Source organism: Dolichospermum lemmermannii CS-548 (assembly GCF_028330815.1).
GTDB lineage: Bacteria > Cyanobacteriota > Cyanobacteriia > Cyanobacteriales > Nostocaceae > Dolichospermum > Dolichospermum lemmermannii.
In genome coordinates this window covers 1-20,662 of record NZ_JAQMTJ010000100.1, presented here as the reverse complement: position 1 = coordinate 20,662, position 20,662 = coordinate 1, and the positions used below count along the sequence as shown (strand labels likewise).

Below are 20,662 nucleotides of genomic sequence, written 5' to 3'. Positions count from 1 at the left end.
CCTGAAGGCTGAGTGGGAAAAATAATACTCAGTTGTTCAGGACTTTTGCTATGTTATTGCATATTTTAGATCGCCGTCCACCACAGGAAAAACTCCAGCGGCTGATAGAACACGGAATTGTGGAACGGGAAAAAATGCCGGATAGTAATGAAAAACATTAAAAACAGATCCACATCCTCTGGTAGCGGCTCTAGTTCAGGAATTGATGAAGAAATCCGCTCTTTGACATTCTCTGATATGAAATTCTCAACATAAAAAAGAGGTCATTACTGACCCCTGATAAAATCAAAATAAAATAATATTTGATTTATAGAAATTAAGACAAACCAGTATTAGTACCTTGTTTACCAGTTGCTAATTCCACCTTAACAATCTTGCCACCCATTTTTTGAATCCGTTGTTGTTCACGGAACCAATTTTCATAAGGAACTAACTTAGTAAAGTAAGTATTTTGTAATTCGCGTTGGGTGCGAGTCCGAGTTAGGCTGGGAACACAAGCAGTTACTTTAAATAAACGAGCCATTTTGTTTCAAATCTCCTGATATTGTTTTAGAAACTTTTTTATCTCAAATATCTTGAGTCAAAATCTTTAATTATTTTTTCCAAGGCTGGAAATCAACCATCAATACTAGACTGATAACACTTACAATCAATCAGCAAGAGAACCTTCTAGCAATCATGATTGATCTCCAGACCTTAACAAAGCCGCACCTATATGACTAAGTGCAAAGCTAACTCTTAGCTCAAGCCAGAGGAGACATAGTCAAAGTAAACGCCCATTTCTTTACCAGCGTCAGGACCAACCAAACTAGCGGTTACTTCCTTCATAGCTTGGATAGCTTGAACAGTAGCGCCTACGGGTACTCCCAAGGAGTTGTAGGTTTCTTTCAAGCCATTCAATACGCGCTCATCCAAAATGGAAGCGTCACCAGCAAGCATAGCGTAGGTAGAATAACGCAAGTAGTAATCCAAGTCACGGATACAAGCTGCGTAACGACGGGTGGTGTACATATTACCACCGGGACGGGTGATGTCAGAGTACAACAAGGATTTAGCTACAGCTTCTTTAACGATCGCAGCAGCATTAGCACTGATGGTTGTAGCTGCACGAACGCGCAGTTCACCAGTAGCGAAGTAGCCTTTTAGCTTTTCGAGAGCAGCGGTATCAAGGTATTTACCTTGAACATCTGAAGAATTGATAACGGAGGTAATTGCGTCTTGCATTGTTGTTTTTTCCTTATTTCCAACCTTATTGCCACAGTTTGAGTTTGAGCCAAAAAACAGCTAAAACTTACTGCATTGCACCAACAACGTAGTCGAAGTAAGAACCAGCTTCACCGGAGTCTTCAGCAGACAACAAGGTAGCAGCAACGTTCTTCATAGCGGCAACGCCACCAGCAACTGCATCAATGGGAGTACCCAAAGATTTGTACATTTCGCGGACACCAACGATACCGATTTCTTCGATGGCTGTAACATCACCAGAAACGATTCCGTAGGTAACAAGACGCAAGTAGTAGTCTAAGTCACGCAAGCAAGTAGCTGTCATTTCTTGACCGTAAGCGTTACCACCGGGGGAAACAACATCAGGACGTTTTTGGAACAGTTGGTCGCCAGCACCTTTAACAATGCGTTCGCGGTTTTCGGTCAATACTTGAGCGATGCGAAGACGTTGTGCGCCACCAGCAACAAAACCTTTGATTCTGTCTAATTCACCGGGGCTGAGGTAGCGAGCTTCTGCATCAGCATTCACGATAGCTTTCGTGACGATACTCATTAATGGATTCCTCCAAAACTAATGGAACCAGAATTTGATTAAACTGGTACGACTTTATATGGTTGGTACTGAATTTACATCTTGATTTACATTTTTAGCCAGATTGACTGGATTTGGTGTAAACCAGGTGGAAAACTCAATTACCTCCCGCAAAATATTGTCCAGTATTATGTTGAGCATTTATTACTGCTCTTAATATTTTGTAACACTTATTTTCAGATTCGCTCATTCTCAGGGAACAGGGAACAGGCAAAAGAGGCAGGGGGGAGGGGTGCAGGGTGCAGAGGAGACGAATTTTCCCCCTTGCTCCCTGCTCCCTGCTCCATTTCTTCTTCTACTGTCACCTGTCACCTGTCACCTGTCACCTATCTATTAGGAAGACCACCTGTTAAAACAGAAGGAGATAAGCTAGACCAAGATTGTTTCACCAAGTCAGCTTCAGCTTGAACACTACCCAAGTAGTTACCTGCTGGTAAAGATGGATAGCGTTTGTAGGGAACAACGTCTTCACCAAAGTAACGAGCATACTCAGGACTGTTGACAATTGCCTCTACAGCCGACCGTAAACCGCTATCAGCCAATAATTTGTTATATTGACGGATTTCGCCTTGGGTAGCTGGTGCGCGTCCCAAAAGGTGACGGAAGAGGAATTCAATTACCTTGGTGTTGGGATAAGGCGCGTAGAACCGTTTGCGATAGATTTCGGAACTGGCTAGTTCGAGAACAAATTCACGCACGGTAATTTCACCGTTACGCAATTTGCTATCCAAGTCAGAACGGCGGAAATAAGCAGGTACTTGACCGCTAAATACGTCCATTACCTGACAGTAGATAGCATTAATGACCTGATTGGTTTCGGGGGAATTTGTCCCGGTGGTAGCACGGTAAATCCGGGCTGGTTTGCGACGGCTTGTACCAACACCAACTTCTACAGATTGACCACGACCATCATTGAAAGAACGACCCAATTCAATAAACAAGGGTTTAGTCTTGTCCATTTTCTTGGCTTGGGCTGCCAAATCAGCGATCGCCTTGGCGAGAATTGGCGTATTCTCAGTTTTAATCCGGGGCTTCACAGTTTCAAAACTAGGAACAACCAAATCATCATTTTGCTTGGTTAGCTGGTTGTAAAGCTTCTCGGTATTGGGGAAATTAGCCGCAGGTAAAGTGGGGAAGCGACGGAAAGGAACAGTATCTTCACCAAACACCTGACCATATTCAGCACTTTCAACCATCGCGCTAATAAAAGCCCGAATCCCTTGAGTAGCTAAAATTTGGTTGTATTTGCGAATTTCTGCTTGGTCAATAGGGGCGCGACCTAAGAAATGCTTAGTTCCCAACTCAATTACTTTTGTATTGGGGTAAGGTGTGTAGAACTCCTTCAGGTACAGGCTAGAGTAACCCAAACCTTGAATAAATTCCTTAACGCTGATTTCACCATTCACCAACTTACTTTCTAGAACCGTGAACTCGTTCTTAGAAATGTAAGAAGCAATATCTCGCTCGAAAATCTGCCGATAAGCGCCGCTAATCACAGTTTCCGCCGCAACCTTGTCATTTTTAACTGCTGTCAGTTTAAAGACCTTGGTTTGCTCACGTTGCTTAGTAACACCTTGGTTAATGCGGAACTCAATATCTGGTTCAGTCCGCATTTCTGTGACTGTACCCAATTCCACAAAGCGAGGTGTTTCCTGTTTCTCAACATTCGCCAAATCTTCGCGGATAGTCCCCACACGTAATTGACGTAAAGACACACCCGCAGGAGTTAGATAGCGTTCGTAAGGAACTGTATCTTCATTAAATGCTTGGCTGTATTCGTCACTGTCCAGAATGGCATCAACGACCGCATAAAAGCCCTTCTTAGCAGCGATGTCAAAATACTTGTTGTTTTCTTCCCGACCGTAGGTAGGACGACCTAACAAGCGACGGTGAATGTACTCAATGGCTTTACAGACATAGAGAGAAGTCCAGTACATCTTCCGGAATAAATCCGACTTCGCCAACATCCGCACAAACTCGCGGACGGTGATATCGCCGTTTTCCAGCTTAATTTCCGCAACTTTCAGCCGTTGACCTTCGTAAACATCACGACCAAAAACTTGTAGATAAGTAGCCTTAATTACCGCTTGGGTAGAACTTTCCGAGAACTTGACACTTACACCCTTAGGAGCTTTTCTGCCAATAGTTCCAGGTAACTGGTCTAACTTGAACACCTTCGCGCCCAAAGTCCCAGGAGCTACACTCCGAGCATTAGGATTGCTGAGTTGGTTATTGATACCAGGCCCTTGGTGAATCAAGATCCGGCGAGTATCCTTACTAAACGGTGCAGGGCTGCTGCTGGGGTTGCGGGTTGCTTTCGGGAAAATCGCCCCAAATTGAATTTCCAAGGGGTCATTACCAGAACCGTAGGGATGTTGGTCAGGTAATGGTTGTTCGTAAGCAGCAAAAGTTGTAATAAACTGAGGAACTTTCCGGAAAGGCGCACTGTATTTAAACAGGTCTTGCTGTTGTCCCCAGTTACGACATTCTTGGGCTTCTTGACCCAGACCCCGAATGTAGGGAACTGTTTCTTCACCAAAGTAATCGCTGTATTCGGTAGAATCTACCAAAGCATCAACTAAACCTGCCAAACCTTTGAGGGAAACAATGGCAAAATATTTTTGCACTTCCTCACGGCTACTTGGTCCCCGTCCTAAAATGTGACGGAAAGCCAATTCAATCACCCGGCTGTTAATAAAAGGCTGATAAAACTGTTTTTGGTAAAGGGGAGATTTAGCTAAACGGCGAATAAACTCCCGCATGGAGATTTCGCAGTTTTTGACTTTCGATTCTAAGTCAGAGATAGACAAGCTATAAGCACGGGTAATATCGCGCTCGAATACTTGACGGTAAGCCGCTTTAATGATTTCAGTCTTTTCGCTAGAAGACAAGCCGGGCTTCATGGCGTACTTGGGACGACGTTCTGCGGCCACAGCGTAAATTTGCGGCAGTTGTAATCCTTGTTGGTCGCCGGAAGGACGTTGACGAACTTTAGTAGAAGGTGTTGGTGCTTTAAATTCTGTCAGCAACACATTCATGTACTCAGTCACAATTTCTGTGGCTGCGGCATCTTTCCGGAAATAAGACAGGGACGCTGCTTTGATTTCTTGTAAAGCGACGATGGTTGCTTCTCCAGAACAGGCATTTTCAATAATTTCCCGCAAACCTCTGGTATTTACAGAGATGATGTTGGGGTCGCCAGCGACAATGGCGTAGGTGGCATAGCGCAAGAACCAAGACAAGTCACGTAAGCTTTTGGCCATGTTGCTAGGCCCATAACGAGCGACGTTAATAGGTCTAAAGCCTGGAGGTGTTGGTCCACCAGCAGAAGTATTGAAGATAGAACGGAGGTTTTCAAAGAAACCACCACTACTTTCAACGTAGGTGACTGTTCCTAGTTTCATGCCCTCTTGGACATTAGCACCAGCGCCAACCATTGCCAATTCTCGCTCTTGGGGCTTTTCTAAGAAAGCCATTGGTGAACCACCAATGAAAATCCGGTTAGCCGCACGAGAAACGATGATTTCGGAATTGTCTGTCAAAATTTTGGCAATTTCTAACCGCTTTGCACCGGAGGCAAAATAGCTGCTAAGTTCACTTAGTTCACCTCTTCCCAAAAAGCGGTCTTGTTGTTCCGCTTGGGAAATGGTGGCGACAGGTAAGGTTTGATATAGTTGCGGACGCGCAACTGAGCTTCCACCGCTTGCCTTAACACTCATGGGATTTTTAAGACTCCTATCATAATTGTTTATCTGTTCAGCCTGGGTTATTTATTTTAAGGCTTGACATTTTTGCGTATTTATGAATGTTACGCCTCTAAAACCCAGTAAATTAACTCGGTCAATTTTTAGATTAGAACGTTTTGCGTTTACACTGTTGGTTTATTAAGAAGTATGTCGAATCTGTAATCTAAATTTGATATTCAAGAAGATACATACTTCCATTTTCTGGGATGAATATAGATTTTATCGTACATTCTGTACTCTGATGATTCTTAAACTTATTCATAAAACCAGGGGACAGACGGGAGGCAAAAATGAGAATGCTATATTAGTAACGGGTTGGTAAACCGCTATATTCTCTATTTCGGTGATTGATATCAGAAGGAAATTACGTAAAATAAATTAAATGAGTAGCAAATACAACATTATGTATTAAATATTATTGTTTATTTTAACAAGTTACAAAATTTATGCGGAAACGGAGAATGTAAATCTCCATATATATCACAGTGGTGAAATTATGACGAAAATTTTAGTTACAGGTGCGGCTGGTTTTATTGGTTTTCACCTCAGTAAACACTTACTAGAAAGGGGTGATGAAGTTATTGGTTTGGATAATCTCAATGATTATTACGATGTAACTTTAAAAAAAGATAGACTAAAACAACTTTTAGAAAAACCTGGTTTTAGCTTCCATTTATTAGATTTAGCAGACAGAGAAAGTATCCCCAAATTATTCATTGAATCAAACTTTGATAAAGTTGTAAATTTGGCTGCACAACCAGGAGTGCGCTATTCATTAAAAAATCCCCACGCCTATGTAGATAGTAATTTGGTAGGATTTGTCAATATTCTAGAAGGTTGCCGGCATACAAATGTACAACATTTAGTATTTGCTTCTTCCAGTTCAGTTTACGGTGCAAATACAAAAATTCCTTTCTCCGTTCACGACAATGTAGATCATCCCGTTAGTTTATACGCAGCCAGCAAAAAAGCCAACGAATTAATGGCACATACTTATAGTAGTTTGTATGGCTTGCCAGCGTCAGGATTGCGCTTTTTTACAGTTTACGGTCCCTGGGGTCGTCCTGATATGGCATTGTTTCTCTTCACTAAAGCAATTTTGGCAGGACAACCAATTGATGTTTTTAATTATGGTAAAATGAAACGCGATTTTACTTATATTGATGACATTGTTGAAGGTGTAATTCGCGTTATTGATCAAGTTGCTGAATCGAATCTCAATTGGTCGGGAAATGCACCTGACCCCGCGACAAGTTATGCACCATATAAAAATTACAATATCGGCAATAATCAGCCGATTGAATTAATGAACTTCATCGAAACCTTAGAAAATTACTTGGGTATGAAAGCCAAAAAGAATCTGCTACCAATACAACCTGGTGATTTACCTGTAACTTATGCTGATGTTGATGACTTGGTGCAAGATATTGGTTTTAAACCGAATACTTCGATTGAAGTGGGTATTGAGCGATTTGTTGTATGGTATCGGTCATATTACCAAGTTTAAAAATTAGTAACTGATGATTGGTTATGGTTGATTTTACCAATTACCCGTTGGGTTCGTCAGTCGCTCATGGGGGAAACCCCCAAGACCGCGCCGACTCACCAATCACCAATCACCAATCACCAATCACCAAATTAAGTAAGCGCTTCCGCACCACCGACAACTTCCAGAAGTTCCTGGGTAATTGCGGCTTGACGGGCTTTGTTGTAAGACAAAGATAGAGTTTTAATCAATTCACCGGCGTTTTCGCTGGCGTTACTCATCGCTGTCATCCGTGCGGCTAGTTCACTAGCTGCTGATTCTTGTAATGACCGTAATAGCTGATTGCTCAGATATAATGGCAACAAAGAATCCAGAATTTGCACTGGATCTTGTTCAAAAATCATGTCACTAGGTAAAGCGGTAACTGTACTAGCTACCTTTTCCCGTTCCACTTGGAATTGACCACCACGGGTAGTTAGGCGGAAAACTTCGTCATCCGCTGCTTCCAAACCTTGGGTATCCAAAGGTAGAAGAGTTTGGACGACGGGACGAGAACTAACCAAGGAGACAAATTTTGTATAAACTAGCTCAATCCGGTCTACTTTTTCAGCCAGGAAGAGAGAAAGTAGTTCGTCAGCAATATTGGTAGCTTCTGCGGCGGTAGGAATTTGTTCTAAACCGCTGTAGGTAGCGTCAATTTTGTAACCACGACGTTGGAAATATTGGGTAGCTTTGCGGCCAACAAGAATTAAGGTGGTTTCTACGCCTTCAGCTTGCAGTTCCTTGGCGCGATTTTCGGCACGGCGGATCACGTTAGAATTGTAACCACCACACAGGCCGCGATCGCCTGAAACTACGAGTAACCCCACTGATTTAACTTCGCGTTTTTTCAGTAAGGGTAAATTAACATCTTCAAATTTGAGCCGAGTTTGTAACCCGTATAATACTTGCGCTAAACGGTCAGCAAAGGGACGGGTGGCAATTACCTGTTCTTGAGCGCGACGGACTCTCGCCGCTGCTACCAGCCGCATGGCTTCGGTAATTTTTTTAGTGTTTTTGACCGACTGAATGCGATCGCGTATTGATTTGAGATTAGCCATAATTTTTAGGTCATTGGTAATTGGTAATTGGTAATTGGTAATTGGTAATTGGGTAAAAGTTATTGCTATTACCTATTACCCACTACCTATTACCTGTTACCTGTTACGCTGCTGCTTGGAAGGTCTTTTTGAATTCGGTAAGAGCGGCTTTCAAAGCTGCTTCTTCTGCATCACCTAGAGCTTTGCTACCTTGTACGCCTTGGAAGTATGCAGTGTTAACATTCTTCAAGTAGCCACGTAGACCTAGAGCAAAGCTAGTTACTTGATTAACTGCAATATCATCTAAGTAACCGTTAATACCAGCGTAAAGAACCGCTACTTGTTCAGCTACGGAGAGAGGATCGTTTTGGGGCTGTTTTAAGAGTTCCCGTAAACGGACACCACGCGCCAACTGGTCTTGAGTGGCTTTGTCTAAATCAGAAGCGAATTGTGCGAAAGCTTGTAAGTCGTCAAACTGAGCCAATTCTAGTTTGATTTTACCAGCAACTTTTTTCATTGCCTTGGTTTGCGCCGCAGAACCTACACGGGATACAGAGATACCGGGGTTTACAGCGGGACGGATACCAGAGTTAAACAAGTCAGAAGACAAGAAAATCTGACCGTCGGTAATGGAAATTACGTTGGTAGGAATGTATGCAGATACGTCACCAGCTTGGGTTTCAATGATAGGTAGAGCAGTCATACTGCCTTTACCTAATTCATCGCTGAGTTTAGCAGCACGTTCCAACAAGCGAGAGTGAATGTAGAATACGTCTCCAGGATAGGCTTCCCGACCGGGTGGACGACGGAGGAGCAAGGACATTTGGCGATAAGCCTGTGCTTGCTTGGAAAGGTCATCATAGATGATTAAGGTCGCTTTGCCTTTGTACATGAAATACTCAGCAATACTAGCGCCTGTGTAGGGTGCGAGGAATTGGAGGGTAGCTGGGTCACTGGCGTTAGCCGCAACAACTACTGTGTAGTCCATCGCGCCTTTTTCTTGTAAGGTTTGAACTACGTTAGCAACGGTGGAAGCTTTTTGACCGATAGCCACGTAAACGCAAACTACATCTTCACCTTTTTGGTTGATGATGGTGTCAATAGCGATCGCTGTTTTACCAGTTTGACGGTCGCCAATGATTAATTCCCGTTGACCACGGCCGACGGGAATCATGGAGTCAATAGCGGTAATCCCTGTTTGCATCGGTTCATGTACAGACCGACGAGCAATAATCCCAGGGGCAGGAGATTCAATTAACCGAGTTTCGGTAGTCTTAGGATCACCTTTACCATCAATAGGACGACCCAAAGCATCAACAACGCGACCAATGAGAGCGTCACCTACGCCTACTTGGGCAATTCTACCAGTAGCGGTTACAGAGCTACCTTCTTGAATACTCCGACCTTCGCCCATCAGTACCGCACCGACGTTATCTTCTTCTAAGTTTTGGGCGATACCAATTGTGCCATCTTCAAATTCTAGGAGTTCCCCAGCCATAGCTTTTTCCAAGCCATAAATCCGGGCAATACCGTCACCTACTTGTAGCACTGTACCAACGTTAGCAACTTTAACCTCTTGGTCATATTGCTCGATTTGTTGTTGGATGATACTGCTGATTTCGTCAGGTCTAATGGAAATACTCATTTGTCGTGCTAATTAGTGTCGGAAGAAGTTAATGATAATTAGTGATTGGTCATTGGTCATTGGTCATTGGGAAAAATTATCCCTATTACCCATTACCTATTACCCATTACCCATTACCGATTTAGTTACTGCTTAAACGTAAGGAAAGACGACGTATTTGTCCACGCAAACTAGCGTCAATTACTTGAGAACCAACTTTGATAATTACACCACCAATTAAATCGCTGTCTATTTTTGTGGCTAATTCCACTTGACGCGCTTTGGTAAGAGTAATCACCTTTTCTGTAATTGCTTGCTGTTGGGTTTCTGTGAGGGGAACCGCAGAAGTAATTTCAGCTAATACAGTTTGATTTAGTTGGCGTAATAGCACTAAATACTGCTGTAAAATTGGTTCTAAGAAAGCAATCCGTCTTCTGTCAACTAACAGCAGTAAAAAGTTACGGAGGCAGAGGTTTACACCTTCACCAAGTAATTGTTTGAGGACATTTTTCTTGTTCTCTGGCTTGACAAAGGGATTGCTCAAAAAGCTTGTGAGTTCTTGACTCCCTGTTAATAAGCCGATAAATGTCCGTGCGTCTCCCCCAACCTCTTCTGTTAAGTTTTGAGATTGAGCAATGGATAACAGTGCCTGTGCATAAGGCTGAGATACTTCAGCGGTTGCTGCATCACTTTTCATATCTCGCCTCCCAGTTGTGCGATGCTACGATCAATTAAAATTTGTTGAGCATCTGCGCTAATACCACCCTTGAGTTGTGCTTCCACTTTTTGCAGTGCTTGTAGCACTACCTTTTGTCGAAGTTGGGAGATAGCTTTCTCTAGTTCTGCATTCAAATCAGATGCTGCGGTTTCTTTCAACCGCTCTACATCCAGATTCGCTTTAACTAAAATAGCTTCTTTAGCTGCTTGAGCATTTTGTTCAGCTACTTGAGTAATTCTCTGTGCTTCCTGCTGTGCTTGGGTTAACTGCCCTTGGGCTTTTGCCAAAGCAGTTTGTGCTTCCCGCAAGCGTCCTTCTGCATCTTGAATAACGCTTTCAATATTGGAGCGTCTTTCGGTCAAGATATTGGTTAAAACTTTGCGTCCAAAGTAGAATAGTATGCCAATCAGAATTACTAAGTTAATTAGATTGGTTTCCAGGATGTCTAGGTTTAGACCGAAACCGCCTTCTGCTGCGCCTTCTGCCATTTCAGAGTTAACAGCTTCTGCGGCAAGTAATAAAATATTGCCCATGTTAGCCATCTACAAGTGCGCTGCTCGCTTGGTAATTCGTTGATTTTTCCCGACAGGGAAAAAAGTGCCAATGTTTTGGACACTTAAATTTCGCCACATTTTCGGGCATAAGCCCTGATGTGTTTATGCTTTCGTAGCACCAACTTGGTGATATAGTCGGAACTATTTCACCAAAGCAGGTCCTAATAGTTTTTCTAGAATCTGGTTGCTGAGGGCATCAACTTGTGCTTCTAGGGTTGCCATAGCTGCTTGCTTTTGCTGCTCTATTTCTCTAGCAGCTTGTTCGCGTTGAGCTTGGGCTTCCTGTTGAGCTTCAGCTATTTTTTGTGCTGTAATTTTCTTAGCTTCATTCTGGGCAGCTTCCATAGTTACTTGTGACTGCCTACGAGCGGATGCTAGTTGCTGCTCATACTCTTTGGTTAAGCTTTCAGCTTTAGCCAAGCGTTCACGAGCATCAAGGTTACTGGTACGGATAAAATTATCCCGATCATCCAATACCTTAGTCAGAGGCTTATAGAAAATTGCATTCAACAAAGCTGCCAGCAACAAGAATTGCAATGCCATTAATGGCAAGGTAGCATCGAAATCAAACATTTCTCTCCTCTTTGGCTGGAATAGGAATTTGCTTGGCTAGTAACGTGATCCAGCCGTTGATAATTTTACGAATCTCTTCCTAGATGATCCATAAATTGCCAGTTTTTAGAGGCGTGTAGATGTCCAGTTTTTTACTTGCTGTGACATCTTGCACGTCTCTAGATTAACAAAACTTTTTCGGTCTTAGGCAAAAGGGTTAGCGAATAGCAATACCAAGGCAATTACCAAACCGTAAATTGTCAAGGATTCCATGAAGGCTAAGGTTAAAAGTAGTGTGCCGCGAATTTTGCCTTCTGCTTCAGGCTGACGAGCAATACCTTCTACTGCTTGACCTGCTGCATTACCTTGACCAAGACCAGGCCCAATTGAAGATAAACCGATAGCGAGAGCAGCAGCTAGAACTGAAGCAGCTTGTACGATTGGATCCATGACGATTTTCCTTGCTTTAACTACAAAAATTACAAATGTACGTAACAACTAGATATGTGTTTTTCACACTGTACTAGGTTCTCAAATCGCCGTGGCGATGTTTTGAGCAAATTTGCTCGTTTTAACTGGGCAATCAACTGAGGAAGTTAATGCTCCTCATGTTCTTCTTCACCGTGTCCCTCTAAGGCTTCATGAATATATGCCCCGGCTAGGGTCGCAAATACGAGGGCTTGAATGGCACTAGTAAATAAACCCAAAGCCATTACTGGCAAAGGCACAAAGAGAGGCACGAGTAATACCAATACACCCACAACTAATTCATCCGCCAATATATTTCCAAATAGACGGAAGCTTAGGGAGAGAGGCTTGGTGAAATCTTCGAGAATAGCAATTGGCAAAAGAACGGGTGTTGGCTCAATATATTTCTTAAAGTAGCCTAGACCTTTCTTACTAAATCCAGCGTAGAAATACGCCAAGGATGTGAGCAATGCCAATGCGACGGTTGTATTGATGTCGTTGGTAGGAGCAGCTAGTTCACCAGCAGGCAATTTGATTAGCTTCCAGGGAATTAATGCTCCTGACCAATTTGATACGAAGATAAACAAGAATAGCGTACCAATAAATGGTACCCAGGGGCGATATTCTTTCTCTCCGATTTGGTTTTTCGCTATGTCCCGAATAAATTCTAGGGCATATTCCATGAAATTTTGGATGCCGCTAGGAATTTTTTGGACGTTTTTGGTGGCAGCTAGTGATGCTATTACTAGTGTAGCAATCACAAACCATGAGGTGAGAAATACTTGCCCATGTATTTTGAGACTGCCCAGTTGCCACAAGAAGTGATGACCTACTTCTAATTCGGCGAGGGGAAAAGCGTTAAAAGCGTTTAATACACTAAGCATGGGCGTTCTTCAAGGTTTTCCCCAAAAATCGAGGATTGGAGGATTGTCTGTAGTGGTTTAGCATTGTGCTTTACCTCTACAACTTTAAGCTTCAGGAATGAATCCAGTTTGCACAATATAGATGAGGAGGGTAGCTTTGTAGGTGAGAAACCCCAAGAATATAGGTAGAATATGTAGCTGATGCCATTGACTCGCCAATATAATCGGTATCATGATCAGAGCAAAACGATTTTTACTCAAACTCTGTTTTTCACCACCAAGTCTCTCGACATCGTTAGCCAGCATTTTTAAGTAAACCACACCTGTACACGCCCCAATCAAATAATTTAGGGCTATGTTTAAGGAATAAAAAATCCACACAGAGATAAAAATAATCCCCGTCAACACAAGTGTGATGACTAGCAACTTCTGATAGAGTTGATAGAACTCTTGCATGGAAGAGCTTACTGGTTCTGTTTGAGCAAAACCAGATTTCTCATCTTGTTGTGTTGTCTGAGTCGGTGCAATTGATTCTTCTGACAAGCTCACGAGACTTGAAACCAGTACAGCTAATATGAGATGACTGTACATTCAGTCAGTTGAATCATATCACGATCCGGTAACACTACTTTAGAAAAAAACAATTAACTTATTTTTGGTCATTGGTCATTGGTCATTGGTCATTGGTAACAGAATCGCCTATGACTGATTTTTTTATGAAGCGGGGGTTAGTAAGAGTAGTTGTTGTTTGAGGAGATGTCTTACTCCGTTTAAGTCTAGCTCGACTTGGGCTAAAATTTCAGCCACTGTGGCATTGTTACCACATTTTTGCATAAATTCAAATTCTGCTGTTGTTAAGTTAATAATTTGATAATCATAGTTAAATAAGCATTGACTGGGAAACCCATCTATGCAAGGGTTAAGTTCAGGAATAGCTGCTAGTAATGTGTTATCTGCTGACCAATCAGTTTTTGGTATGGGGGGACGACTGAGGAAAAATTCGTAATGGGTTACTTCTGGATTCAGTAATTCTACGAGACGATAACGTTGACGTTCTGTTAATTCTTCGGCTCGTTCAATTAGCTCTGGTGCTTTTTCTAGAAGCTTTTCCAATTGCCAAAAACCAGGATTTGAGAAACCTACAAAGTCTAAACCGGAAGCTTCTATTAATGTAAATAATGTATCAATATTGTAATCAGTTTCTTGAGGATGGACGTACATATCAGCGAAACATTCATCTCGCTGGTTTTCCATTGCCCATCTTTCTTTTTCTCGCTTGACAATGCGGTTGTTTTCTGGTAGAGAAGCGAAGATTTGTCGTCCGACTTGGACACCATCACGATAGTCGCCTTTTTTGTTACCTTGGAGGAGAGCGATCGCTTTTTGCATGAGTTGTATTTCCCATCTTCCCAATTCTCCATACACAAAGATGTGCATTATTCCACCGGGGGCGAGTTTTTTCGCTAATGCTTCAATACCCCGAATGGGATCTGGTAAATGATGAAGCACACCAACGCAATTAATTAATTCAAATTCTCCTGGTATCTTATCCACATCATAAATACTCAGATGATGAAATTCTACACGGTCAGCGCCAGAACTTTGACAGCGTTTTTTTGCTACTTCTAATGTACCAGCACTTAAATCTATTCCCACTACCTGCGCTTGTGGGTTGAGATGTACTAAATATTCTGTTCCCACTCCCGAACCACAACCAGCATCTAAAATGCGGATATCTTGCTTTTGTGGTTTTCTACCTGTGCAGAAGTTGTAAGCAGCTAACCAATTCCAACGCCAATTATATCCTGGTGGTGGTTCGTCGAGGATGGGTTCGGGAGGGAATGGATAGGTATCGTAGAGTTTCGCAACAGCAGCACTTACTTGGGAGTCAGACATGATTAGGAATAACGCAGCATTTCTGAGTTTACCGGATAGGGGGGATTTTGGGCAAAAAATAAATTCTGTCTATTCAGAGGGATTTAGCAATGCTAAACCCTTGTTGTTGATAGATATGGGGATTGATTCCGTAATAACACTAATGTTTATATAACTGACTTACCATCTCATCCAATTCTTTGTATGTTGAACGAATATCAGAAATGGTATCAGTTATTGCTGTTTGTAAACGAGTACATTGATCGAATATTTGCTGGATATATTCATCTGTTTTAGGTATTTTACCTTCCTGGATTAAATCTGTCCAAGTTAAGCCCCGTTTTTCATATTGTTGAAGATAAATTTTCAGAAATTCTAAAACTATTGTACTTTCTGAAAATATTAATTCTTGACGAACATTTAAAAGTTTATCATCTTTTATTTTTATTTTCGTGATAGTTTGATTACGTTCACCGATAATTTCAAATCTGTGCGGTTCTGCGTTTAAAAAATTCCAACAAGGTAAATTTAGACTTTCAAAAACTTGCCGAAAATTAACTTCGATTGTTGGATCACTATCACTATAATCGAACTTAATTTTATGTCCTAATTGTGTCAATGTATATAAATTCCAATTCGATTCTATTAAATGATTAACATAATCAATAAATGGCTGTTGTTCTTCTAAAGAAATATTTTTAATGGGAAATTCTTTCAAATCATCAGGATATATACGACTTTTAGCTATTTGAGTTTCACTATTGACACTCATAATATTTTCATCACGATTGTTTAATAGTAAAAAGCGTTTACCAAAACTAGATGCAAGAATAGCAGCAATATATCTTAAATCAAATTTTTCTGCTATTTTTATTTTCTCTTCTGCATATTGATAAATTTGTAATTTCTTACCTTTTCCATCACCAATAAGTTTTTGACGCTTTTTAGAAAGCTCATACATCTGTCTTTTTTCTTTCTCTAAACGCTTAACTTTATAAACATCATCCCATCTTACACAAATTCTCACACTATCAGGAACATAAAATCCATCTCCTTCTGCTATTCCTCGATCATAGGTGGGAAATGAAGTCATTCCAAATAAAATTTTAGGATAATTATATAATTCAGGAATTGTTGCTCTACGAATTTGTCCAGGAACTCTTTCAGTATCCCATTCCAGATAACGAATATTATCAATTGCTAGTTCTCTAATAATATTTTCTCCATCAATATATTTCTTAGAATGAATTTTATCTACTTGTGAACTTAAAAGAATATCTTTTTTAAATGCTCCTTTAGCTTTGGTTTCATCAGCATTCAAAACCATTCCTACAGTACAATAACAAATATCTTCTAAATATGTAACATCTTCAAAATTATCATTAACTACAAACTGTCTAAATACTTTTCCTTGATATTCAGATTGATTCAAAGGATTAATTTCTTGAATTTGTGTAAATGAACCAGTGTGTAAAACTCTTTTTACTTGATGATCATCTCCTGGGGGAATCTTTTCTAAAAAAAGAACCGTATTACTAACAACAGCATCAGAGAAAATTCGCACATTATTAAAAAAATCTACTTGATTAATAGTGAGATTTTTAGCAATATATTCTCGGAGTAACTCTCCATAATTATTAGTTTGAATACCCCTAGAAACAATCAAACCAACTTTACCTAAACCCTTGGTAGCTTTACAAGAAAGTTCAATAAATGGAACAAAGAGATCCCACTTTTCATGAAGTGTTTCAAATCGTCCAGAACTTTCTATTTCTCGACGATAAATATCTGCTCCAGGTTCATCAGCTTTAACATAAGGAGGATTAGCAACTACAAAATCAAAACCATCTGCAAACATTCCTGTTTGTGTTTTGATTTGAGCAACCGTAGAAAGTTCTAAATCAAGAATAGGGTTGAGTAATGTAGTTCTAATTTCTTGCGATTTTGCTAATAAAAGAGAATCTGTATTATAAACATTAAATCTATCAATAGTACAGTCTTTTAATGTATCTGCTTCTTTCGCTTGTTTGAGTAAATCAATCACTTGAATTAATAAATTTGTTTCGGCTAAATAACAAGCAAACGGATTAATATCTAAACAAAATAGGTTATTTTTCACCTGTTGAATAATAGCAGGAACATTTTCAACGGGAATTGTGTTTGTTCTCCGTGAACGATAGGAATCAATCAAACGACGCGCAGCATGAACTAAAAAGCTCCCAGAACCTCCTGCGGGGTCTAATAACTTTTTATCACGAATATCAGGATTATCAGATTTATATCCTATGCAGTCTAGAATATATTCAACTACTGGTTTTGGTGTAAAATATCTACCCTGTTCATGTTTTCCTTCTTCAACATATCTACCATAAACCATCCCAATAATATCACTATCAATTTGTTGTAAGTTAAACCCATTCAGGATGTGCAAAACTTTAATTAAAGTATTGGAATTTATCCGATACCAATTAAATAAATCAGCATTATTAAAGAAGTGAGTATAGATATTTTGAGCAGAACGATAGGACATTTCTAAAAGATAATCCATTGACATTCCTTGCGCTAAATCTAAATATCGCGGTTCAACTTCTTCTTTCCAATATTTAAACCCTCCATTAGAAAATTTACGATTAATTAATTTCTTGTCTTCACAAATTCTGACAATTAAAAGACGAGTGACATAAACATAAGCAGTTTGTCGAGCAAATTCTGTTTTTAATTTATCTTCATCTGCACCTTGTAAAATGGTTTTACTAACTAAATTACGCCAAGATATAAAATATTGATGTATTTTAATTGCATTTGCATGAGTTAAATTTTGATTGGCTTCCCATGCTTTCCAATCCAAAACAATTCTATAATATTCTTTTAAAATTTCACTTAGCTTAGTGTGGTCAAGTTTTTTAATTTTATTTTCATCAGCAATTTTAATTCCTAGTTCTTCTTGTTTTGATTCGGAAATATTAGGAATTAAATCTAATTGCACTACCTTTTGATTTTTACTAGGTTTTTTATCTTTTTGAGCTTGTTTTCTGGCTTGAGCATTTCTTAATTTATCTAAAAATATTTGTTCAAAATCGTGAATCGAACCTTGTGGTTTTTCGGCAAATTCAATTAATTTTTCACCAGCATCAGAAAATTCTCCAACTTCTAGAACTCCATACACTCTTAGATGATTTTTAATTTTATTCCGTAAACCTTCTAAAGTTTTAGTTATTGTTTCATTTTCTGATATATTTATTTTATCAATACTATTGGGTAAATATTTAGCTTGACAATATTGATCATATTCTTCCAGTGATAATTGCAATTGATATAAAACATCTTCTTCTAAAAGATTAATAGCTTGTTTGAGGTCTGCAATTAATAATTCATCAAAGTTAGGAGTATTATCTTGAGATTTTGCACAATTCAACCATTCATTTTCAGGTTTACTCAAGTCTTGAATGAAATTCTCAATATTTTCAAAACTTTGCTGATTAAATCTACGATATAAACTTTTTAAGTCTTGATTTTGTTCAATTGTTAAATTTTCAATTCCAGTTGAATGATAAGTTTCTATGATTTTCTGAATATCAAGATGTAAAACAGGATTCGGATAACTTGGGTTAGACAAATCATAACCTAATAGCAACTTACCATTACAAATTAATCCCAGTTCATAACCTCGACTCGTTGCATAACCACGTAATTGTTGTAATGGATCAGATTTTTTAAGATTATATGCAGTATTTTTATCCTCAACTAGAAAACATCGAATATTTCCACTTGCTAATTTTACTTCAAAATCTGGACGGCTACTATCTTTAGCATTACCTGTCGTATTTTTAGCTATATCTCCTGAATCAAAACCTAAAGCAAGCAGCAATGGCAAAATTATTTTAGTATCAACAATGTTATCTTCATCATTAGTTTGTGGTTCGGCAATATATTCTAAATAAGTTTTGCCTTCATAGAAGTTCTGATTATTGAAAATATTGAAGAAATCATTTTGAAACTGCTCAAAACTAGACATAAGTATTTACTTTATTTTTATTATTTAATCATTGTTCATTTTAGCATAGATATTGAAATGATACACCCATGAAAATCATTTAGATTGTAAATATTTGTAATATATAGGATAAACTTTTGCAACAAAATATTTATATTCATGGATGATATCAAGCTAAATTATCTATTTCTTCATCCTGTTAATCCTCTAATCCAGGATTTAAGGATGTACAGGATTGTAGTTTGTAGATTTTCTGTGAATATTTAATGATTATAAATTATGATTTAGATAAAAATATATCTTCTATTATTCACAAAAACCTATATTTCCTAAAAACATCCTGTTAATCCTCTAATCGGTGGATATCCTGATATGGCTTGCGCCACGCTACGCTATCAGACAATTTACTTATTATTCGATTTCCTTTATAATCAAAATACTAAACAATAGAAATAGCCAAACAGGAGTAAATAGATTATTAATAATCAACCTCAACTACTTCCAGGAGAAGGAATTGTAGGCACTTATGGAGACTTAATCAAACAGGGACGTAGAGGTGATAACCTCACACCTCATCATATACCTGCGGATGCTTTTATGAAAGCCAGAGTTTCGCTTAATTATACAACAGATCAAGGATATGCCATTATGATGGAACATTTATCACCAGGAAAAGGAGGTCGTCATCGGCAAACAATGTCTTACGGTAAACGCCCTAATTTAAACCTATCGTCCAGAGAAGCATTAGCACAAGAAATTTGGGATGTACGTTGTATTTATCTTCGTCAAGGTTTGTATAATAGAGAAATCAGGGAAAGTTTGCAAACATTAATCAGACAGAATAAATATACTTGGCCATGGATTTTTGAGAAATAAGGGACAAAACAATGAATCAAAATAATTTATTGGCAACCTTGCAAGAAAATCGCTTAATGCAAACAGAAGAACAAGTTACAAATTTTGAAAATGCTTTAACTGAAATAGCTGAAAGTCCTGATGAAAATAAATTATCTGCCTATCATCTAATTTTAGATGATCAATGTCAACAGCCAGAAGTGATGTTTAGCTTAATTCATTTTCTGGAATCTTTTGATATGGAAAAACAAATTACAGCATTTATTCATGTTGTGCCTCAATTAATGATAACAGCACCAGAATGGACGAGAATTATTCACAACCGGATTTTAAATGATGTATCAGCGTGTGGAGTTTATCGTCACGGTTTAGAATTAATAAATCGTAAAAACCCTCATCATTTTATCTATGATCTGTTAGAAGAAAGTGTTATTAATCAAATAAATTATCATATAGAAGCACCTCGTGGTATTTTAGTAGGAGAACTAGCAGAACCTCATTCTTTGACAAGAGTACCTTCTTGAAGATGTACTCGAAGGGAAAACTCTATAAAGGATTTATCACCTGGGGACTGGTGGTGTTATACTATTTTTAACCAGAAAAGGTAATCAACTTGTGTAAAAACCTAACTCTCTAACAGCTTTTCTAGTTCTGTTTAAGTGGTCTCTTTGAACTAAAAATCTTCCTGTCTCTAGAATGATGAATGTTAGAATAATTATCAATATTGCTGTAATATTTAGTAAAATCAACTAAATATTAGTCTTTAAGGGATCATGATGCTTACTTTTTGTAAAAGTCAACCAAAAAAACCTGCTTGTGAATTACTCTAATAATCTACAGGTAAATGTTTCCTCTTTCAACTCCTTAAGAGAACGCGATTGGGAAGCTTTAAATCCCACATTCCGCACCCCCCAGTGTCACAATCGGTAATTTCGGATTTTTGAATACCTGTGAGGATAATTTTGATACAAAATCGTCGAAATCTTAGGTGGCGATCGCTAATATCAAATCCCCAAACGACCATTTTTCGTT

At 39.2% G+C, this 20,662-nt stretch carries 17 protein-coding genes; 3 read left to right on the top strand and 14 right to left on the bottom strand.

Annotated elements, in window-relative coordinates:
* Positions 1-316: 316 nt before the first annotated feature.
* From PN450_RS06825 to PN450_RS06810, 4 genes are all read right to left on the bottom strand, one after another.
* Positions 317-523, bottom strand: a complete 207-nt coding sequence (locus tag PN450_RS06825; protein WP_015083286.1) for a phycobilisome linker polypeptide — start codon at positions 521-523, stop codon at positions 317-319.
* A gap of 215 nt (positions 524-738) precedes the next feature.
* Positions 739-1,224 (bottom strand): allophycocyanin subunit beta, encoded by a 486-nt coding sequence (gene apcB, locus PN450_RS06820; protein ID WP_015083287.1) that lies wholly within the window; start codon positions 1,222-1,224, stop codon positions 739-741.
* Between the two features lie 67 nt (positions 1,225-1,291).
* The gene (apcA, locus tag PN450_RS06815; RefSeq protein WP_015083288.1) at positions 1,292-1,777 is read right to left on the bottom strand and encodes an allophycocyanin subunit alpha; all 486 of its coding nucleotides are present in this window, start codon (positions 1,775-1,777) and stop codon (positions 1,292-1,294) included.
* A 365-nt stretch (positions 1,778-2,142) separates the two neighbouring features.
* Entirely contained in the window at positions 2,143-5,535 is a 3,393-nt protein-coding gene (locus PN450_RS06810; RefSeq protein ID WP_271835802.1) for a phycobilisome rod-core linker polypeptide, read from the bottom strand.
* Positions 5,536-6,058: 523 nt separating this feature from the next.
* On the opposite strand from PN450_RS06810, the gene PN450_RS06805 reads away from it, so the two are divergent.
* Entirely contained in the window at positions 6,059-7,069 is a 1,011-nt protein-coding gene (locus PN450_RS06805) for an NAD-dependent epimerase (RefSeq protein ID WP_271835801.1), read from the top strand.
* 131 nt (positions 7,070-7,200) lie between these two features.
* On the opposite strand, the gene PN450_RS06800 is transcribed toward PN450_RS06805, so the two are convergent.
* The 10 genes from PN450_RS06800 to PN450_RS06755 form a co-directional block, all read right to left on the bottom strand.
* Complete coding sequence (locus PN450_RS06800; protein WP_271835800.1) at positions 7,201-8,148, bottom strand: F0F1 ATP synthase subunit gamma; 948 nt, start codon at positions 8,146-8,148, stop codon at positions 7,201-7,203.
* A 103-nt stretch (positions 8,149-8,251) separates the two neighbouring features.
* A complete protein-coding gene (gene atpA, locus PN450_RS06795; protein WP_015083294.1) occupies positions 8,252-9,772 on the bottom strand; it encodes a F0F1 ATP synthase subunit alpha in 1,521 nt (506 codons plus the stop codon).
* A 121-nt stretch (positions 9,773-9,893) separates the two neighbouring features.
* Entirely contained in the window at positions 9,894-10,448 is a 555-nt protein-coding gene (gene atpH / locus PN450_RS06790; protein ID WP_148763734.1) for an ATP synthase F1 subunit delta, read from the bottom strand.
* A complete protein-coding gene (locus tag PN450_RS06785) occupies positions 10,445-11,011 on the bottom strand; it encodes a F0F1 ATP synthase subunit B (protein ID WP_148763736.1) in 567 nt (188 codons plus the stop codon). The genes atpH and PN450_RS06785 overlap by 4 nt, the downstream gene beginning before the upstream one ends.
* A gap of 153 nt (positions 11,012-11,164) precedes the next feature.
* A complete protein-coding gene (locus PN450_RS06780; RefSeq protein WP_148763738.1) occupies positions 11,165-11,596 on the bottom strand; it encodes a F0F1 ATP synthase subunit B' in 432 nt (143 codons plus the stop codon).
* Between the two features lie 183 nt (positions 11,597-11,779).
* The gene (atpE, locus tag PN450_RS06775; RefSeq protein ID WP_148763740.1) at positions 11,780-12,025 is read right to left on the bottom strand and encodes an ATP synthase F0 subunit C; all 246 of its coding nucleotides are present in this window, start codon (positions 12,023-12,025) and stop codon (positions 11,780-11,782) included.
* A gap of 146 nt (positions 12,026-12,171) precedes the next feature.
* Positions 12,172-12,927, bottom strand: a complete 756-nt coding sequence (atpB, locus tag PN450_RS06770; protein ID WP_168697036.1) for a F0F1 ATP synthase subunit A — start codon at positions 12,925-12,927, stop codon at positions 12,172-12,174.
* Positions 12,928-13,011: 84 nt separating this feature from the next.
* On the bottom strand, positions 13,012-13,497 hold the full coding sequence (locus PN450_RS06765) for an ATP synthase subunit I (RefSeq protein WP_210422201.1): 486 nt from the start codon (positions 13,495-13,497) through the stop codon (positions 13,012-13,014).
* A gap of 123 nt (positions 13,498-13,620) precedes the next feature.
* Positions 13,621-14,802: a class I SAM-dependent methyltransferase gene (locus PN450_RS06760; protein WP_271835798.1), complete on the bottom strand. Its 1,182-nt coding sequence runs from the start codon at positions 14,800-14,802 to the stop codon at positions 13,621-13,623.
* A 139-nt stretch (positions 14,803-14,941) separates the two neighbouring features.
* On the bottom strand, positions 14,942-18,796 hold the full coding sequence (locus PN450_RS06755; RefSeq protein ID WP_271835797.1) for an Eco57I restriction-modification methylase domain-containing protein: 3,855 nt from the start codon (positions 18,794-18,796) through the stop codon (positions 14,942-14,944).
* Between the two features lie 627 nt (positions 18,797-19,423).
* Here PN450_RS06755 and PN450_RS06750 point away from each other — a divergent pair.
* Positions 19,424-19,651 (top strand): hypothetical protein, encoded by a 228-nt coding sequence (locus tag PN450_RS06750; RefSeq protein WP_271835796.1) that lies wholly within the window; start codon positions 19,424-19,426, stop codon positions 19,649-19,651.
* An 11-nt stretch (positions 19,652-19,662) separates the two neighbouring features.
* The gene (locus PN450_RS06745; RefSeq protein ID WP_271835795.1) at positions 19,663-20,154 is read left to right on the top strand and encodes an Imm30 family immunity protein; all 492 of its coding nucleotides are present in this window, start codon (positions 19,663-19,665) and stop codon (positions 20,152-20,154) included.
* Positions 20,155-20,662: the final 508 nt, after the last annotated feature.

Excerpts from the sequence above, each read along its gene's own strand:
- PN450_RS06825 (WP_015083286.1), bottom strand. The coding sequence starts at position 523 with ATGGCTCGTTTATTTAAAGTAACTGCTTGTGTTCCCAGCCTAACTCGG.
- apcB (WP_015083287.1), bottom strand. The coding sequence starts at position 1,224 with ATGCAAGACGCAATTACCTCCGTTATCAATTCTTCAGATGTTCAAGGT.
- apcA (WP_015083288.1), bottom strand. The coding sequence starts at position 1,777 with ATGAGTATCGTCACGAAAGCTATCGTGAATGCTGATGCAGAAGCTCGC.
- PN450_RS06810 (WP_271835802.1), bottom strand. The coding sequence starts at position 5,535 with ATGAGTGTTAAGGCAAGCGGTGGAAGCTCAGTTGCGCGTCCGCAACTA.
- PN450_RS06805 (WP_271835801.1), top strand. The coding sequence starts at position 6,059 with ATGACGAAAATTTTAGTTACAGGTGCGGCTGGTTTTATTGGTTTTCAC.
- PN450_RS06800 (WP_271835800.1), bottom strand. The coding sequence starts at position 8,148 with ATGGCTAATCTCAAATCAATACGCGATCGCATTCAGTCGGTCAAAAAC.
- atpA (WP_015083294.1), bottom strand. The coding sequence starts at position 9,772 with ATGAGTATTTCCATTAGACCTGACGAAATCAGCAGTATCATCCAACAA.
- atpH (WP_148763734.1), bottom strand. The coding sequence starts at position 10,448 with ATGAAAAGTGATGCAGCAACCGCTGAAGTATCTCAGCCTTATGCACAG.
- PN450_RS06785 (WP_148763736.1), bottom strand. The coding sequence starts at position 11,011 with ATGGCTAACATGGGCAATATTTTATTACTTGCCGCAGAAGCTGTTAAC.
- PN450_RS06780 (WP_148763738.1), bottom strand. The coding sequence starts at position 11,596 with ATGTTTGATTTCGATGCTACCTTGCCATTAATGGCATTGCAATTCTTG.
- atpE (WP_148763740.1), bottom strand. The coding sequence starts at position 12,025 with ATGGATCCAATCGTACAAGCTGCTTCAGTTCTAGCTGCTGCTCTCGCT.
- atpB (WP_168697036.1), bottom strand. The coding sequence starts at position 12,927 with ATGCTTAGTGTATTAAACGCTTTTAACGCTTTTCCCCTCGCCGAATTA.
- PN450_RS06765 (WP_210422201.1), bottom strand. The coding sequence starts at position 13,497 with ATGTACAGTCATCTCATATTAGCTGTACTGGTTTCAAGTCTCGTGAGC.
- PN450_RS06760 (WP_271835798.1), bottom strand. The coding sequence starts at position 14,802 with ATGTCTGACTCCCAAGTAAGTGCTGCTGTTGCGAAACTCTACGATACC.
- PN450_RS06755 (WP_271835797.1), bottom strand. The coding sequence starts at position 18,796 with ATGTCTAGTTTTGAGCAGTTTCAAAATGATTTCTTCAATATTTTCAAT.
- PN450_RS06750 (WP_271835796.1), top strand. The coding sequence starts at position 19,424 with ATGATGGAACATTTATCACCAGGAAAAGGAGGTCGTCATCGGCAAACA.
- PN450_RS06745 (WP_271835795.1), top strand. The coding sequence starts at position 19,663 with ATGAATCAAAATAATTTATTGGCAACCTTGCAAGAAAATCGCTTAATG.